Origin of the sequence: Sphingobacterium sp. G1-14 (genome assembly GCF_002196555.1) — a bacterium.
GTDB lineage: Bacteria > Bacteroidota > Bacteroidia > Sphingobacteriales > Sphingobacteriaceae > Sphingobacterium > Sphingobacterium siyangense.
The window spans coordinates 1227671-1244280 of sequence record NZ_CP021381.1 but is presented as its reverse complement, the minus strand read 5'-3'; the positions used below and the strand labels follow the sequence as shown (position 1 = coordinate 1244280).

Below are 16610 nucleotides of genomic sequence, written 5' to 3'. Positions count from 1 at the left end.
ACTGTGCTGATTTTTATAAATGAAGTATATACCTTACACTATTTATTTTTCAGAATATCCCTGATCTCAGTCAAAAGTGTTTCTTCTTTCGTCGGTGCTGCAGGTGCCGCAGGAGCTGCTTCCTCTTTACGTTTCAATGAATTTAAAGCTTTGATAACACAAAAAATACAGAATGCTACAATTAAAAATTGAATAACCACATTAATAAAGTTTCCATAATTAATGGATACTTCAGCTTGTTTAGTAGCCTCATCAGCGGCCTTCAGAATCAATTTTTTGGATGAAAAATCAACACCCCCTGTTAAATAACCAATGGGCGGCATGATAATATCGTCAACCAATGAGGTGACAATTTTACCAAAGGCTCCACCGATAACAACACCGACAGCTAGATCGACCACGCTGCCGCGCATTGCAAACTCTTTAAACTCTTTTAAAAATCCCATATTTAAATTTTTTAGTCCATAAATTATGACAAAACTAGTAATTGTCACATAAATCTAATTAAAATATGCCAATTTTTTATCGTTAAACTCATATTGTGCTATATTTTCTACCCTATGTCCTGTTTATATGAAAAGACACGCAACTCGCACCGCCCCAATTTTTATTAACTTAATTTCTTATATTTGCGCGTTAACTAGTAAAATATCAAGATATATTGTATATTGTTAGTACTTTATTTCATACGGTAATTAAAGCCCAGCATCAGATAGCATATCTATGAAAAAGATTCTTATAGCAGACGACCACGGTATTGTACGGTTAGGAGCCTCCGTTATTATTAAAGAAACTCTTCAAAAGGCAGAAATATTCCAAGCTGAAACCTTTGACGAGGTTCTTGAAAAAATAAAGGTAGAGGATTTCGACCTGTTATTGTTGGACATTAATATGCCGGGAGGAAATAATATACGGGTCGTTGAGGAGATCCTTCAAATTCGACCAAGCATCAAAATTTTGATTTTCTCGTCTTATGACGAATCACTATATGCGCTACGCTATATCGAAGCAGGAGCGGTAGGCTACCTCAACAAAACAACAGCAATGGCTGAACTTTCCAATGCCATTCTGGCTATTCAGGATAGAGGGAAGTATATGTCGAGCAATGTACAGGATCTATATATTCAGAAATTAACACAGAGCAAGTGTGAACTGACGAAGCTAAATCCGTTGGCACGTCTGTCAAATAGAGAGGTGGACGTTGCTAAACAATTAATAAAGGGACTGGGGATTATTGAAGTATCTAGCTTGTTGGAGTTAAGCCCTTCAACAGTGAGCACGTATAAAAGCAGAATCTTTGAAAAACTCAATGTTTCTAATATTCCTGAACTTATTGAACTTTTCAGAATACACTCCAACAACTAGTCATTTTGTTGGAGTGCATTTTTATCCTACTAAATTAACTCATCCATCGTAACAACTGGAACATATTTTACGTTCAGGTCTTCTAAAGGGTGAGATTTCTTATAAGAATACCCCACCTCTGCTTCTAAATCCCATAACATCGGTGCTAAAAAGTTGAGGCAGGTCGTAAATCCTTGAACCGTTGCAGAAAAATCACCTGTATCTTTCGAATTCTTAGCTTCGTTTTCGATCTCAAAGGGACCACTGAAACCACGTTCTTGCAATAAGTCAACAAAGCCTCGCCAATCCATGCTATCGGATCCACCAAAGCCTGGTAACATTGCTTCATAGTGATGTCTATCCCAGTCATGCCCAGGAATAGTTACGTTGGCCTTTTTAGCCAATTCAGCATCAACATGCTGCATAGGGTACATTCCACCCCAATCAATACGTGCAGCGGTCTGTAAATTACGTGTAGTCTTCACATGTATACGCTGTAAGCGGCTGATGTCTGTATTACGAATAACTTCAATCGGATTTGTATTTTGCCAAACATCATGCGAAGGATCATAAATCTCGCCATGAGCTTTACTCGGAATCATCGCATACATTAATTTACGAGCGGCCAGCACAGCGGGAAGATTGTTATAGGTAGAGCTATAACGTGATGAGCGCCATCCTTCCATTGGGCAATTCTCATAGAGGATGGTTACACCTAAACTCTCTGCATAATTAACAATGGGAGCAAATACACGTTTGTATTCTTCAAGATTTTTTTGAAATCCATCAATTTGATTGCCCAATTCGTGATTATATCCAACGAATGTTCCTACCTTGACGTTATTTGCATCACCACCAAGCAAATGTGCAATACGGATCAATTTCAATAAATGATTTTGATTCTTCACACGTTGCTCAGGATCACCACCAATCATATTTTCAAAAGCACCAAGCGAAAGTTTTAAATCAGCCTGATTGAACAGCTCAATTATTTCCCTCGCTTTTGCAGGAGTAAAATCATCATAATCCAAATGTGTTGCAGTATGATCTTCTCGGGTACCATCTTTTCTAAACACACAGAGGTCTATCCCCCCCGCCCCGATTCTTTTGGTCGTCTGAATCAACTCCGGTAAGGATAATTTATCAAATGCAGAACTCATTACCCATACAGGGTTATTTAATTTTGTCGTCATAGCTTGTATAATTGTCTTATTTCGGTATTTAAAGATACTAAAAAAGCCATCCGATTGGATGGCTTTTTGTTATTTTATGGTGAATCAACTAGTCTACATTGTCATGTAGAAAAGAATTGTTCGGTCTGATTTCAGTATTTCCATCTTCAAAAGAAAGTGTAAAACGAGACACCTGAGATTGTGAAGAATGCGGTGTATCTTCCAATGACATTTGTTTTCTCTTATAAGCAGGCTCATTTTCCAACTCATGTAGCCCATTAGAAGATTTTAATTTCATGCTTAATTCTTTAAGACGCAAAATACGTTCTTTCGTACGAACGAGCTGATCTTCAAACGACACCTGTTCTTCTTCCACTTGCGGGACTTCTACTTGTTCATTTGTTGTACTTGATGAAAAAGTAGGTTTCTCCTCATATGCTGAAGCTGAAGGTGCTGTATAAGAATCGAAGACTGTTGGCATCTGGAATTGAAACACAGATGGCGAAGTTTTCAATTGAAAATCATTGTCTCCAAATGAAGTTTCCTCTTCATAACCACCATCAAAACCTAAATCATGACGTATAACTTGAGGTTCCTCAACAGCCACCTGTTGTTGCACAGCATTTCTTGGTGAAGTGAACAAATCAGATTGCAAATTATTTGGAGTTGGCGTATTTGAAGAAGGGACTGGTGTATCCACACGTTGAACCGGAGTCACGAAACTATTCGTAGCTGGAACTTCTCTTGGTGCTACCTGAGAAACAGGTTTGATAAAAGAATTAGCCGGTTCAGCAGTTAAGGGCATAGACACCTTTGTATTTTCACGTTCTTTATCGCGTTCTTCAGATGTTTGAAAACCGGTAGCAATAATTGTTACTGACAACTCATCTTCAAAGTTCTCGTCAATACAGTTACCCCAGATCAAATCAGCTGACAAACCAGCTTTTTCCTGAATGTAATCCGTAATGATTGCCACCTCATCCATTGTTACTTCTTTTGTTCCAGAAGTAATATTCAATAAAATATAGCGAGCGCCTTCGATCTCATTGTCTTTCAATAAAGGCGAAGCCAAAGCACCTTCTACAGCGCGTAATGCACGGTCTTCACCTTCAGCTATTGCGTTACCCATAATAGCAACACCGCTATCATTCATGACGGTACGTACATCTTTAAAATCGACGTTTACATAACCAGGGATCGTAATAATTTCGGCAATACCTTTTGCAGCGGTAGTTAAAATATCATCCGCTTTCGCGAAAGCAGCTGTCATCGTTAGATTCCCGAAGATTTCACGCAAACGATCGTTAGAAATAACAAGATAAGAGTCTACATATTTACGTAATTCCGAAAGTCCTTCCTCCGCTTGAGAACGACGGCGTTTACCTTCAAATGTAAATGGTGTCGTAATAATCGCAACAGTTAAAATACCCAATTCTTTGGCAGCTTTCGCCAATACCGGGCTAGCACCAGTACCAGTACCACCGCCCATACCAGCTGTAATAAACAACATCTTGGTATTGGTACCCAACATACGTTTGATATCTTCAATACTTTCGATTGCTGAATTTTCACCTACATCAGGATCTGCTCCTGCTCCCATACCTTCGGTTAGACTTATTCCCAATTGAACTTTATTTGGGATCGGGCTCAATTCCAATGCTTGCGCATCAGTATTACACACGATAAAATCTACCCCACTAATTCCTTGTTTATACATGTGGTTTACGGCATTGCCGCCACCACCACCAACCCCAATAACCTTGATTATTGAAGATTGTTCTTTTAACATTTCAAACTGTATTGACATAACTTATCCCTATTTAACTTACAATGAAGATGATATCAGAACGAATCAAACCCACTATATGTAATGTAATAATAATATAATTTCAACAAAAGTTTTCCACATTTGTTAAATTGTGGAAAACTTCAACTATTGTGGAAAACTTACTTCTTATCTAAAAAACTTGCGTCATCGATTTCGTTACCGTCTTTGATAAAACGTTTGAACCATGACAATAATCCTTGCTCTTTTTGTTGTTGTTCAGAAACCTCTTTTGTTGTCACCGTAGCAGCCTGCACTTTTTTCGATGGGGCGTGCATTTCTCTACGGCTATCTTCTTCTTCCTCATGGGATTGAATTCCCTTAATCAACAAGCCAATACTTGTTGCATACAAAGGGCTTTTCAATTCTTCGAACAACGGTTTTGGTAAAACCTCATTCTTAGAAAGATATTCATTCGGAAATCCGATACGACAATCTATTCCAGTAATATACTCAACAAGTTGTACCAAATGTTTTAATTGAGCACCACCACCGGTAATAACAATACCACCGATCAGTTTATTTTCATATCCAGAAGATTTGATTTCATAGTACACGTGCTCAATAATTTCTTCCATTCTAGCTTGAATAATATAAGCCAAATTTTTAACGGAAATTTCCTTTGGTTCACGACCTTTCAATCCTGGCACACAAATCACCTCATTTTCTTTATTTTCATCAGCTAGAGCCGATCCGAAACGAGTTTTCAACAATTCAGCCTGAGAACGCAAAACAGAACATCCTTGACGGATATCTTCCGTTACAATATTACCGCCTAAAGGAATCACAGCAGTGTGACGAATAATTCCTTCATGGAAGATGGCAACATCCGTGGTTCCACCACCGATATCCACTAATACAACGCCAGCATTTTTTTCGTCTTCATCCAATACAGCTTCGGAAGACGCTAAAGGCTCGAGAATTAATTCAGCAACTTCCAGATTGGAATTATCAATACATTTCTTGATATTTTTAATATCCGTCACACGTCCCGATATAATATGAAAATTTGCTTCAATACGACGACCAGCCATACCGATTGGTTCGCGAATTCCGGGTTCGTTATCTACCGTAAACTCTTGTGGTAAAACATGTATAATTTCTTCTCCTGGAGGCAGTACCAGTTTATACATATCCGAAATCAGTCGTTCGATATCGCGTCGAATGATTTCATCATCACCATCAGTTTTGGTAAATATTCCACGGTGTTGAATACTTTTGATGTGTTGGCCAGCAATTCCCACATTCACCACTTTAATATCCACATTGGACTGTGCTTCGGCTATCTCGACAGCCTCTAAAATGCTTCCCACAGTTTTCTGGATATTAGCAACCACCCCCCTGCTTACACCTGCAGAGTCAGCTTTGCCCACACCTAATAATTCAATTTTGTTTCCTGAGCTACGTCTCCCAACCGTAACACAAATTTTGGTAGTACCAATATCGAGTCCCACGATAATTGGGTTTTCTCTTTCAATTTCTGCTGCCTTTGAGTTCATAATTTCCTGTATTGTTGCTGTATTACTATAATGTATTATTTGCTACTTTTTTTGTTTGATCATCTGAAAAACTCCAGTTTCCCCGCTTTTCACAGATAATCTGACCTCCATATTTTACGTTGACAACACCGTAAGCATTTATACCCACTTTTGGCATGATCTGCGTATAAAAGGTCTTTAATAATTCAAATTTTTGTTCCAATGAATCTGCCGATCCAACAATCAACTGCTGTGTCCCTATACGAGGCACAAGTTCAATATCCTTATCCCCGTTGACATAGATCTGCACAACTTGATTACTCCATAATTCATCGTTTTTGATAAACTCAATAACCTTCACCAAATCTTTAACCAAGGGCGTTGATATGGTATCCAGTGCTTCATTATATCCTTCTGCGATGTTACCCGTTGCAACCATGATATGCGGTATATACTTCAACGTTGTCGGTATCTTCAACCCATTGGGGTCCACATAAAATTCTTTTCCATTTTTGTTGATGACCCGCATGACAGCCTCGCGCTGACTAATATTAATTCTGATCGTACCATCCATATCGGCATGTATACTGGCATCGGAAACATACGGTAATTTGCGCAAGGTTTTTTCAACCTTTTGAAAAGGAATTCCATTGACTTTCTTTCCCGCAAAACTACCATAGTTTTGTTCTATCAGTTTGGAGATATCAGCCTGATCAATAAAAGCTTCTGTGCCTTCAATGACAATTTTAATCTCTTTACAAACCTGCTGCTCATCACGTTTCCCCACAATAGTCATAATCACGACGACAACTATTACGCCGATAAAAAACAGCGTAAAGTAGAGTACACGATTCCATTGTATGTTACGTAATTTTTTAAGCATGCCCTAAAATTTCCTGTAACGGTTTAACCAATTTGTCAATATCACCTGCCCCAACTGTAACAATCAGTTCCGGCTTTTCATCGCGTGCGAATTCCAAGACTTCTTCTGCAGTTACAAGCTGTTTTTTCTCTGCCGTAATTTTATCCAATAACCAACTCGAATTGATCCCTTCAATTGGAAGTTCCCGAGCTGGATAAATTTCCATTAACAACAGATTGTCTGCCATGGACAACACCTCTGCGAAACCATCCACAAAATCCCGTGTACGGGTAAATAAATGCGGCTGAAAGACCACATTTAGTTTTGTTGTGGGATACAATTTGCGCATCGAAGTTAAAAATGCACGCAGTTCCTCTGGATGGTGCGCATAGTCATCGATATACACCGCTCCAGGTTTACGGACAATATATTCAAACCTTCTTTTTACTCCTTTGAATGTTGTCAATGCTCTCTTGATCGCTTCATTTTCAATCCCAAGTAAACGGGCTACTGCAATCGCGGCTACCGCATTTTCAACATTATGGGTACCAGGAATACCTAAATGGATATCGTCTATCCGCCCGTTGGTATCTTGGTAGTCAAAAAAGAACTCTCCGTCGCGTACATGCACATTGGAAGCATATGCATCAGCGATTTCATGGCCTGAATAACTTATTTGCCCCGCAAACTCGAGGCCTTTTTTTATAATACGTGTACCTCCTTCAACTACTTTATCCAAGAACAATTGGAATGATTCGAGCAGATGGCTGCGATCTCCATAAATGTCCAAATGATCCGCATCAGAAGAAGTTACTATTGCGATATTGGGGTGAAGCGTCAGAAATGAGCGATCAAACTCATCAGCCTCAACCACAACTGTATTATTATTTCCATAAAGCACATTGGTACCGTAATTAGAACTGATTCCGCCCAAAAAGGCAGAACAGTCGTAACCCGAATCTTTCAATACATGTGCCACCATTGTAGAAGTTGTCGTTTTACCATGTGTACCGGCAACAGCGACCGTAAATCTACTCTCGCTAATGATCCCCAAAACCTGCGATCTCTTATATAGTATATGTCCTTGAGATTCCAAAAAAGCTTTAATCTTCGAATCTTTAGGAATGGCTGGTGTAAAAATGACCAATGTCTCCGCTGTAGGTACGTGAAAAATAGCATCAATCGTATTGATATCATCCTGATATGAGATCGCGATTCCTTCCTTGACTAAGTTTTTAGTCAGCTCAGTTTCTGTACGGTCATATCCATTCACCTCACAGCCCAAATGCTTAAAATAGCGCGCAAGACCACTCATGCCTATACCACCTATTCCGATCAAGTAAACTTGTTTTATTGCATCTAGATTCATACTTCGTCTATTTTTTATTAACCAATTTATACACCTCCTCGGCAATCGCCACGTCAGCATTCAACTTACCGAGTTTTTTAATATTTTCACTTAATTGTGCGACATGAGCTGCATCTTTTAATAAAGTTAAAGCAGCAGGCACCAGGTCTTTTTTTGCATCACTATCCTTAACCAATAACGCAGCCCCCTTATTGACCAATGCCATAGCATTTTTGGTCTGATGGTCTTCGGCCACATTGGGCGAAGGCACAAGAATAACAGGCTTCCCGACTACACAGAGCTCAGAAATCGTACCCGCTCCGGCGCGGCTAATAATTAAATCTGCCGCTGCATAAGCATAGTCCATACGCTGTAAAAAGGCCAACATCTTAATGTTGTCGGGCAGCTGACCTGTTAACTTCTCCCGTAACTTTTCAACGTAGAAACTACCGCATTGCCAAATCACCTGCACTTCTTCCTTCAGCTCATTAAGGTAAGCAACGACACTTTCATTTAATGTTTTAGCCCCCAAACTACCGCCGAGTACCAAAATTGTCTTTTTGTGTGGATCTAACCCAAAGAACGTTAAAGCTTCTTCTCTTTTCCCCGCTATTGCAATGGACTCGCGTCTTATTGGGTTCCCAGTTAGTAATACTTTCTCAGCAGGAAAAAATTGCTCCATCCCCTCATAGGCGACACATATCTTTGCTGCCTTTGCCCCAACTTTTTTATTGGTCACACCTGCATAGGAATTTTGTTCCTGTACAACAGTTGGCACGCCCAATTTATTCGCCATCATTAACAAAGGTCCGGAGGCAAAGCCGCCTACACCTACAGCCACATCCGGTCTAAAATCCTTAATTACACTTTTTGCCATATTCAAGCTTTTCATAAGTTTAAATGGCAAAAAGATATTTTTCCACAGCTGTTTTCTATTGATCCCCTGGATATCAAGTCCAATAATTTGATAACCGGCAGCTGGCACTTTATCCATTTCCATCCGGCCATTGGCACCCACAAATAGAATTTCATTTGCAGGATCCATTGCCTTCAGTGCATTTGCAATTGAAATCGCCGGAAAGATATGTCCTCCGGTTCCACCACCACTAATAATTACACGAATTGCCATGCTCAATTTTTTATTATGCTGGAATTGATCCTATAACCACTTTTTTTGGTTTAGGCTTTTCATCCAGCTCTTCTTTACCTTTTAATTCTTCAATATTTCTGCTCACACTCAGGATAATTCCTAAAGCGACACTCGTAAATAAAATAGATGTTCCTCCCATACTCACGAGTGGAAGCGGAACCCCCGTAACTGGTCCTAAGCCTACAGCAACAGCCATATTTGCAAGGGCCTGAATCGTCAAACTAAATCCCAAGCCCGCTGCCAGAAAAGTACCGAAAGCTTTGGGACTCATCGTGACAATACGTATACATCGATACATAAAGGCCAGATATAGAAATAGCAGGATTACCCCACCGACTGTCCCGTACTCCTCTATAATAATAGCATATATAAAATCTGAGTAAGGATGCGGCAACACATTACGCTGTACGCTATTTCCAGGTCCTTTTCCAAAAAGCCCACCCGTTGCTATCGCAATTTTCGCATTGTTTGCCTGATAATTTTTATCATCCTGGAAGGATACCGATTTCTCCACTTTTTCAGTGTGAAAAAAAGATTTTACCCGACTGATATAGGTTGCCCTACGTGGACCAAAAAAGATAACCATCATCAGGAGAATACCACCACCACAGCAGACAATAGCAATTTGTTTAAAACTAATTCGACCGATCAACAGCAATAAAACACTAACTCCAAACAACATTAATGCCGTAGATAAGTTGGCCAAGGCAATCAGAATAAATACACCACATACCGAGCCCATAATAGGTAAGAACGACTTTTTTACATCTTTAATCTCTTCCTGTTTCCGGGATAACATCCGTGCTAGAAAAACGATGAGAGACAACTTTGCTAAATCTGAAGTCTGAAAAGTTAAACCGATACCTGGAATAGTCAACCAACGACTAGCCTCGTTAACTTTGCTACCAAACAATAAGGTAAACAGCAATAGGGGGATTGTAATACCCATCATTATTTTGGATATACCAGCGTAATACCGATAATCCAATTTATGGGAAAGATACATAAGGATAAACCCAATGGCGATAATAGAGAAGTGCTTTAACAAATACATTTCTGTTCCCTTCCCTTCTTTATACGCCAACGTACCCACCGAACTGTATACAGCCAAGAGTGACCATCCCGATAAGATAATCACAATGATCCATATCCATCGATCACCCTTCAATTTAGACATTATATTCTGTAGCATATCCTTCCTCCTCTTATTGGGTTACACCATTTATAATTCCATTACAGCAGCTTTAAATTTATCGCCGCGATCTTCATAGTTTTTGAACCAATCAAAACTAGCACAAGCAGGAGACAATAAGACGGTATCACCTTTTTGGGCCAGGTGTGAAGACAATACCACGGCATCTTGCATGGAGGTACTGTTGACAATAATCTCCACATCTTGTTCAAATGCTTTATGAATTGCAGCCGTATCTTTTCCCAAACAAACGATAGCACGCACTTTGTCTTTGACCAAATCAGCAAGCATACTGTAATCGTTTCCTTTATCTACACCTCCTAATAACAATACGATTGGTGTAGAGAAACTTTCCAAAGCATACCATACCGAATTTACATTCGTTGCCTTTGAATCGTTAATGTAATTCACACCGCCGATACAGGCTACATGTTCCAGGCGATGTGGAATATTCACATACGAGCCCATGCTCTCTTTCATCACTTGATTTCTCAATTCCTGCACTTTCGCAATTAACCCAGAAGCCATGCTATTATAAATATTATGCTTCCCCTGCAATGACAATTCCTCAGCTCTCATAGTGAATGTATCGTTATTTGGTGTATTAATAATTATTGTTTTATTGGCATTTAAATAAGCGCCCAATTCAACAAGTTGTTCCTGTGTAAAAGGCAAATAGGTCCCTTTACTATGATGTCTTTCCAATCCTTTAATTGTTTCTGGATCGTCCATGCAGTATATAAAATAATCTTTCTCCGTTTGATTCTGAATCATCCTGAATTTTGAATCCACATAATTTTCCATTTTATGGTCATAGCGATCCAAATGATCAGGCGTAATATTCAATATAACAGCAACATCTGCTCTAAAATGGTACATATCGTCCAGCATAAAGCTTGATATTTCCAAGACATAGCAATCAAACTGTTCTTTAGCTACCTGAAGCGCAAAGCTCTTTCCAATATTACCGGCCAATCCAACATTTAAGCCGCCATGCTTAAGCATTTCATAAGTCAACATCGTCGTCGTAGACTTTCCGTTTGATCCTGTAATACAGATTAACTTTGCGTCTGTATATTGGGCAGCAAATTCAATTTCTGCAATCACGGGTATATTCTTTGCTTTCAGAGCGACCACCAAAGGCACCGTCTCTGGAATACCGGGGCTCTTCACAACCAAAGCGGCATTCAAAATCCGTTCTTCATCGTGATTACCTTCTTCAAAAGCTATTCCCTCGACTTTCAATTGTTCCTTATAGTGGTCCGCAATCAGTCCCTTATCTGATACAAATACATCAAATCCCTTTTCTTTTCCAAGAATAGCTGTTCCAACACCGCTTTCGCCGGCGCCTAAAATGACCAAACGCCCAGATTGAGGATAATATGTTGTTGCAATGTTTGACATCATTATCTAATTTTCAATGTTACAATAGTAAGAATGGCCAATATGATTCCTACAATAACAAAACGTGTTACAATTTTCGCTTCGTGATACCCCTTCTTCTGAAAATGGTGATGTAATGGCGACATCAAAAAGATCCGTCTACCCTCACCATATTTCTTCTTCGTGTATTTGAAATACGACACTTGAAGAATGACCGAAAGGTTTTCCAACAGAAATACACCACATAAAATCGGAATCAAAAGTTCTTTCCGAATCAGGATAGCAAAAGCAGCAATTATACCTCCTATTGCCAAACTTCCCGTATCACCCATAAAAACTTGGGCAGGATACGTGTTATACCATAAGAAACCTACGCAAGCCCCCACAAATGCCCCGGCGAAAATCACGAGTTCTCCGGAATTGGGGATATACATAATATTGAGGTAATCTGAAAAGATTACGTTACCTGACACGTACGCCAAAATGGCTAAAGTAACACCAATGATAGCGGATGTACTCGTGGCTAAACCATCGATACCGTCCGTAATATTTGCGCCGTTTGAAACTGCCGTAACGATAAAAATAACGACAACTAAAAAGACAACGAAAGTCAGATAATCGCTCTGTAGTCCGAATATTTTAAACACCTTAGCATAATCAAATTCGTTATTTTTATAAAACGGAATATTTGTCTTAGATGATTTCACGTTTTCAGCATAGGTCTTCTCACCTGTACCTTCATTGATAACCACTTCAACGGGCTTGGTAGAGGTTGGTTTATCCACCCCTTTTCGAACAACGATATCCGGATGAAAGTACATCGTACAAGCAATTATGGCTCCCAAGCCAACTTGTCCAACAACCTTAAACTTACCAGCTAAGCCCTCTTTATTATGTCTAAAAACCTTTATATAATCATCTAAAAATCCAATTGCACCCATCCAAAGTGTTGTCACGATCATGATAATCACATAGATATTCGTCAATTTTGCAAATAACAAGGTCGGGATAAGGATACCTGCAATAATGATGATCCCACCCATCGTTGGCGTACCAGCTTTCTTTTTTTCTCCTTCAAGCCCCAAATCACGAATTGTCTCTCCAACTTGCTTATTATGCAAAAATTGAATCAATTTTCCCCCAAAAACCGTGGTAATAATCAATGAAGCGATTACAGCCATAGATGTCCGAAAGGAGATGTATTGAAACAAACCTCCTCCAGGTATATGAATATATTCGCTAAGCCACGTAAAAAGATGGTACAACATATTTCTATTGTTCGTTAAATGTATTCTCTAAAACTTCTTTATCATCAAAATGATGCTTCACACCATTTACATCTTGATATTTCTCATGCCCTTTTCCTGCCACTAGGATAATATCCCCCGGATTAGCCAGCTGATATGCTGTGCGTATGGCCTCCTTACGATCCGCTATAGAAAGCGTCTTCGCCTTTTGGTCTGCTGCCACACCAGCTTCGATATCTCTAATAATCTGATAAGGATCTTCCGTCCGCGGATTATCAGATGTAATTAAAAAACGGTCACTATAACGCAGAGCCGCCTCTGCCATTTCAGGTCTTTTGGTCTTATCCCGATCGCCGCCGCATCCTAACACCGTAATGATTTTTTGCTCTGGACGTCGCAATGAACTTATAGTCTTCAACACATTTTCAACCGCATCAGGTGTATGCGCGTAGTCTACAATTCCAAAAACACCCGAAGCCGATTTCATCGTTTCAAATCGTCCTTCTGCTCCTTTCAAGGTACTGAGTGCGGTCAACACTTTCACCGTTTCCTGCTCAAGCAAGATAGCGGCAGCATAAACCGCCAAAAGGTTATATGCATTGAAATCGCCGATCAATTTCACCCATACTTCCTGTCCGTCAACACTCATCAACATACCATCGAAATGGCTTTCGATCACCTTTGCTTTAAAATCTGCACCAGAACGCAAGCCATAGCTTTTCCGGTGTGCCACTGTATTTTGAAGCATGACCTGACCATTTCTATCATCAGCATTCGTCAAAGCAAAAGCATTCGCATCCAAATCATCAAAAAACTTCTTTTTCGCTTTAATATAGTTATCAAAAGTTTTATGAAAATCAAGGTGATCATGCGTAATATTCGTGAATATTGCACCCGCAAACACCAAGCCTGCAATACGTTCCTGAACGACAGCATGTGAACTAACCTCCATAAATGCATAGTCACAGCCATCATCAACCATATCCCGTAACAATTTATTCAATTGAATAGGGTCTGGTGTTGTATGCGTTGCTGGTATAATCTTCGTTCCAATCTGGTTTTGCACCGTAGATAATAAACCTACATGGTAGCCCAACTCAGTAAACAGCTGAAACAACAATGTAGCTACTGTCGTTTTACCATTTGTGCCTGTCACACCGACCAACTTCAGCTGTTCCGAAGGATTTCCGTAAAAATTAGCGGCAGCCACACCCAAAGCATATGCCGAATCAGCTACTAATATATAGGCAACAGAGTCTAACGTCTCTTTTGGCAACTCCTCTACAATAACGGCTCTTGCTCCCGAAGTAATTGCCTTGTCTACAAACAAATGACCATCTGTTTGAACACCCCGCACTGCGATAAACAAACTTCCCAACTCCACTTTTCTGGAATCAAAGCACAAAGAGTGCACATCGACCTCTTCAAGGTTCCCTACAACCTGCTGTACAGGAATAGCATGCAATACTTTTTTTAAATCCATCATTACTTAAGTTCTAAATTTATCGCCGTTCCAAAAGCCAGTTTCTGTCCTGCAGCTAACGACTGCATTCCAACTCTTCCTTTTCCTGTCACGTGCGCTTTAAATCCTGCATTCTCCACAACATATAAAGCATCCATCAATCCCATTCCGACAACATTCGGAACGATTCCTTCTTTATATTTTAAATCTATGAATGGTACGCCTCGTGTCGAGGTATCCACCTCTCCCCGTGCAATCGTATCCCAATTCACGGTATTAATTCCCAACTTATCGTACACTTTTTTACTAGCTTCCTTCGACCCCTGCAAAGTCAATGGCATTCTTCCGCCCACATTGACTGCTTTAAACGTCTTTTTCCCCTCCATCTCCATATCGTTTGCATATACCATGTCTGCAAGCTCTTTAAATACAGGACCTGCAATCGATGCCCCATAATATCCATTTCTCGGATTACGAATCACGACAATAATGGAATATTTTGGATCTTCGGCTGGAAAATACCCAGCGAATGAAGATTGATATCGTCTAGCACCGTACCCTCTCGAGCCATCAGCCATCTGTGCTGTACCTGTTTTACCACCAGAACTATACAATGGACTAGCAACACTTCTACCTGTCCCTTCAGTCATAACACCTTCCATCATTCCCCGCACCTCTGCTAAAGCATGATCCGAGGCGATCTTTTCATTAATGACTTTTGCTTGAAACGTTTGAATTGTATTTCCTAAATGCCGAATTTCTTTAACAAATAGCGGCGCTATCAACTTACCATTATTTGCGACAGCATTATAAAATGTCAACGTTTGCAATGGCGTAATTTTCATTTCATAGCCGTAAGCCATCTGTACCAGCGACAACCCACTCCAGCTTTTACTTTTCGAAGATTTCACCAAGGGCACCCCTTCACCCGGAATTTGCAGATCTAGCGTTTTTCCAAAACCAAAAGAATGCAGTTTTGATGTAAACTGATCTGGGTTATCTTTATAAGCCTGATAAACAAACTTAGTAACACCCACATTCGACGATTCCTCAAAGGCCCTTTTCGCAGAAATTATAGACTTCTTAGGCGCATGTGAATCACGAATGGTATGCTTGTAAATTGGCCAATTACCATTACCAATATTCACTGTTGTACTCGAGTCTATTTTCTTATCATCAATCAATGCCAAATAAGAAGCCAACTTAAATGTTGAACCTGGATCTGCACTTTGCGCAATTGCAAGATTGAACTTTTCACGATAGACCCCATCTTTATCACGCATAAAATTGGCCACCGCACGCACCTCTCCTGTTTTCACCTCCATCATCACAACACAGCCCTCATCCGCGTTACTTGTAATCATCTGCTTCTCCAGGGCCCTTTGCGCCATATCCTGCATATTCACATCAATGGTCGAGATAATATCAGACCCATCAACCGGAGCAACCTCAATATCTTTGTTGACAGGAATCCATACCCCACCGGCAATACGCTGCATTAACCTCTTCCCGCTTTTTCCGTCGATATATTCTCCATACGCACCTTCCAGTCCAACATGAATATCTTCTTTCACATTTTTATAACCGATGGTTCTCGCAGCGAGATTGACAAAAGGTAAGATGCGCTTATTCTGCCTATCAGTAATCAAACAACTTGGAAAACGTTCCTTGTTGACACGAGCAGATTTAAGTAAAGGAAATTGTTTTACCCGTTTTAAATCCTGATGTGACACATTACGTTTGAGCAACAAGTAGCGTTGTTTTTTATTGCGCGCCTGTTTTAATAATGTCAAATACTGCCGCGATGATTTATCTTTAAAAAAATCAGCAAGTTTAATAGCCAAGGAATCAACTTTCAAATTGAAATACTCTTCACCCTCTTCCGGAATAGCCATTGCATCAAAACGAAGCTCATATTCAGGCACTGATGTTGCCAACAAGCTTCCGTCATTTGAATAGATATTACCACGAGCAGCCTCAACCTCTCGTTCCTGAATAGAAAGGCTATCCGCTAAAGCTTTCCAATGCTCTCCATCGACATACTGCAACTTTGTCATTTTTCCAAATACCAAAAACGCAAGTAGTACGATAAGCCCAAAAGCAAAATAGACACGAACAAGAATCGTATTTCTGATACTCATAACTCT

Annotated in this window: 13 protein-coding genes; 1 reads left to right on the top strand and 12 read right to left on the bottom strand. The window is 39.9% G+C overall.

Annotated elements, in window-relative coordinates; translation table 11 throughout:
- Positions 1–38: 38 nt before the first annotated feature.
- Positions 39–446 (bottom strand): large-conductance mechanosensitive channel protein MscL, encoded by a 408-nt coding sequence (mscL, locus tag CBM24_RS05270; RefSeq protein ID WP_046673978.1) that lies wholly within the window; start codon positions 444–446, stop codon positions 39–41.
- Between the two features lie 277 nt (positions 447–723).
- Between mscL and CBM24_RS05265 the strand changes: the two genes are divergently transcribed.
- Positions 724–1365 carry a response regulator transcription factor gene (locus CBM24_RS05265; RefSeq protein ID WP_088160424.1) on the top strand — a complete coding sequence of 214 codons (642 nt, stop codon included), beginning with the start codon at positions 724–726 and terminating at the stop codon, positions 1363–1365.
- A gap of 29 nt (positions 1366–1394) precedes the next feature.
- Here the strand turns inward: CBM24_RS05265 and CBM24_RS05260 are convergent, their stop codons facing one another.
- From CBM24_RS05260 to CBM24_RS05210, 11 genes are all read right to left on the bottom strand, one after another.
- Positions 1395–2537 carry a sugar phosphate isomerase/epimerase family protein gene (locus CBM24_RS05260; protein WP_088160423.1) on the bottom strand — a complete coding sequence of 381 codons (1143 nt, stop codon included), beginning with the start codon at positions 2535–2537 and terminating at the stop codon, positions 1395–1397.
- Positions 2538–2625: 88 nt separating this feature from the next.
- Positions 2626–4323 (bottom strand): cell division protein FtsZ, encoded by a 1698-nt coding sequence (gene ftsZ / locus CBM24_RS05255; RefSeq protein WP_088160422.1) that lies wholly within the window; start codon positions 4321–4323, stop codon positions 2626–2628.
- Between the two features lie 140 nt (positions 4324–4463).
- Positions 4464–5840 carry a cell division protein FtsA gene (ftsA, locus tag CBM24_RS05250; protein ID WP_070564959.1) on the bottom strand — a complete coding sequence of 459 codons (1377 nt, stop codon included), beginning with the start codon at positions 5838–5840 and terminating at the stop codon, positions 4464–4466.
- A gap of 25 nt (positions 5841–5865) precedes the next feature.
- On the bottom strand, positions 5866–6702 hold the full coding sequence (locus tag CBM24_RS05245) for a cell division protein FtsQ/DivIB (protein ID WP_075991288.1): 837 nt from the start codon (positions 6700–6702) through the stop codon (positions 5866–5868).
- The gene (gene murC, locus CBM24_RS05240) at positions 6695–8050 is read right to left on the bottom strand and encodes a UDP-N-acetylmuramate--L-alanine ligase (protein ID WP_088160421.1); all 1356 of its coding nucleotides are present in this window, start codon (positions 8048–8050) and stop codon (positions 6695–6697) included. The genes CBM24_RS05245 and murC overlap by 8 nt, the downstream gene beginning before the upstream one ends.
- A gap of 7 nt (positions 8051–8057) precedes the next feature.
- Entirely contained in the window at positions 8058–9158 is a 1101-nt protein-coding gene (gene murG, locus CBM24_RS05235; protein ID WP_088160420.1) for an undecaprenyldiphospho-muramoylpentapeptide beta-N-acetylglucosaminyltransferase, read from the bottom strand.
- 13 nt (positions 9159–9171) lie between these two features.
- Positions 9172–10371, bottom strand: coding sequence for an FtsW/RodA/SpoVE family cell cycle protein (locus tag CBM24_RS05230; protein ID WP_088160419.1), 1200 nt, complete (start codon positions 10369–10371; stop codon positions 9172–9174).
- 30 nt (positions 10372–10401) lie between these two features.
- On the bottom strand, positions 10402–11775 hold the full coding sequence (murD, locus tag CBM24_RS05225; RefSeq protein WP_088160418.1) for a UDP-N-acetylmuramoyl-L-alanine--D-glutamate ligase: 1374 nt from the start codon (positions 11773–11775) through the stop codon (positions 10402–10404).
- A 2-nt stretch (positions 11776–11777) separates the two neighbouring features.
- On the bottom strand, positions 11778–13022 hold the full coding sequence (mraY, locus tag CBM24_RS05220; RefSeq protein ID WP_075991283.1) for a phospho-N-acetylmuramoyl-pentapeptide-transferase: 1245 nt from the start codon (positions 13020–13022) through the stop codon (positions 11778–11780).
- Positions 13023–13026: 4 nt separating this feature from the next.
- Entirely contained in the window at positions 13027–14487 is a 1461-nt protein-coding gene (locus tag CBM24_RS05215) for a UDP-N-acetylmuramoyl-L-alanyl-D-glutamate--2,6-diaminopimelate ligase (protein ID WP_088160417.1), read from the bottom strand.
- Positions 14487–16604 (bottom strand): penicillin-binding protein, encoded by a 2118-nt coding sequence (locus CBM24_RS05210; RefSeq protein ID WP_088160416.1) that lies wholly within the window; start codon positions 16602–16604, stop codon positions 14487–14489. Before CBM24_RS05210 ends, CBM24_RS05215 begins: the two co-directional genes overlap by 1 nt.
- Between the last annotated feature and the right edge of the window lie 6 nt (positions 16605–16610).

Excerpts from the sequence above, each read along its gene's own strand:
- mscL (WP_046673978.1), bottom strand. The coding sequence starts at position 446 with ATGGGATTTTTAAAAGAGTTTAAAGAGTTTGCAATGCGCGGCAGCGTG.
- CBM24_RS05265 (WP_088160424.1), top strand. The coding sequence starts at position 724 with ATGAAAAAGATTCTTATAGCAGACGACCACGGTATTGTACGGTTAGGA.
- CBM24_RS05260 (WP_088160423.1), bottom strand. The coding sequence starts at position 2,537 with ATGACGACAAAATTAAATAACCCTGTATGGGTAATGAGTTCTGCATTT.
- ftsZ (WP_088160422.1), bottom strand. The coding sequence starts at position 4,323 with ATGTCAATACAGTTTGAAATGTTAAAAGAACAATCTTCAATAATCAAG.
- ftsA (WP_070564959.1), bottom strand. The coding sequence starts at position 5,840 with ATGAACTCAAAGGCAGCAGAAATTGAAAGAGAAAACCCAATTATCGTG.
- CBM24_RS05245 (WP_075991288.1), bottom strand. The coding sequence starts at position 6,702 with ATGCTTAAAAAATTACGTAACATACAATGGAATCGTGTACTCTACTTT.
- murC (WP_088160421.1), bottom strand. The coding sequence starts at position 8,050 with ATGAATCTAGATGCAATAAAACAAGTTTACTTGATCGGAATAGGTGGT.
- murG (WP_088160420.1), bottom strand. The coding sequence starts at position 9,158 with ATGGCAATTCGTGTAATTATTAGTGGTGGTGGAACCGGAGGACATATC.
- CBM24_RS05230 (WP_088160419.1), bottom strand. The coding sequence starts at position 10,371 with ATGCTACAGAATATAATGTCTAAATTGAAGGGTGATCGATGGATATGG.
- murD (WP_088160418.1), bottom strand. The coding sequence starts at position 11,775 with ATGTCAAACATTGCAACAACATATTATCCTCAATCTGGGCGTTTGGTC.
- mraY (WP_075991283.1), bottom strand. The coding sequence starts at position 13,022 with ATGTTGTACCATCTTTTTACGTGGCTTAGCGAATATATTCATATACCT.
- CBM24_RS05215 (WP_088160417.1), bottom strand. The coding sequence starts at position 14,487 with ATGATGGATTTAAAAAAAGTATTGCATGCTATTCCTGTACAGCAGGTT.
- CBM24_RS05210 (WP_088160416.1), bottom strand. The coding sequence starts at position 16,604 with ATGAGTATCAGAAATACGATTCTTGTTCGTGTCTATTTTGCTTTTGGG.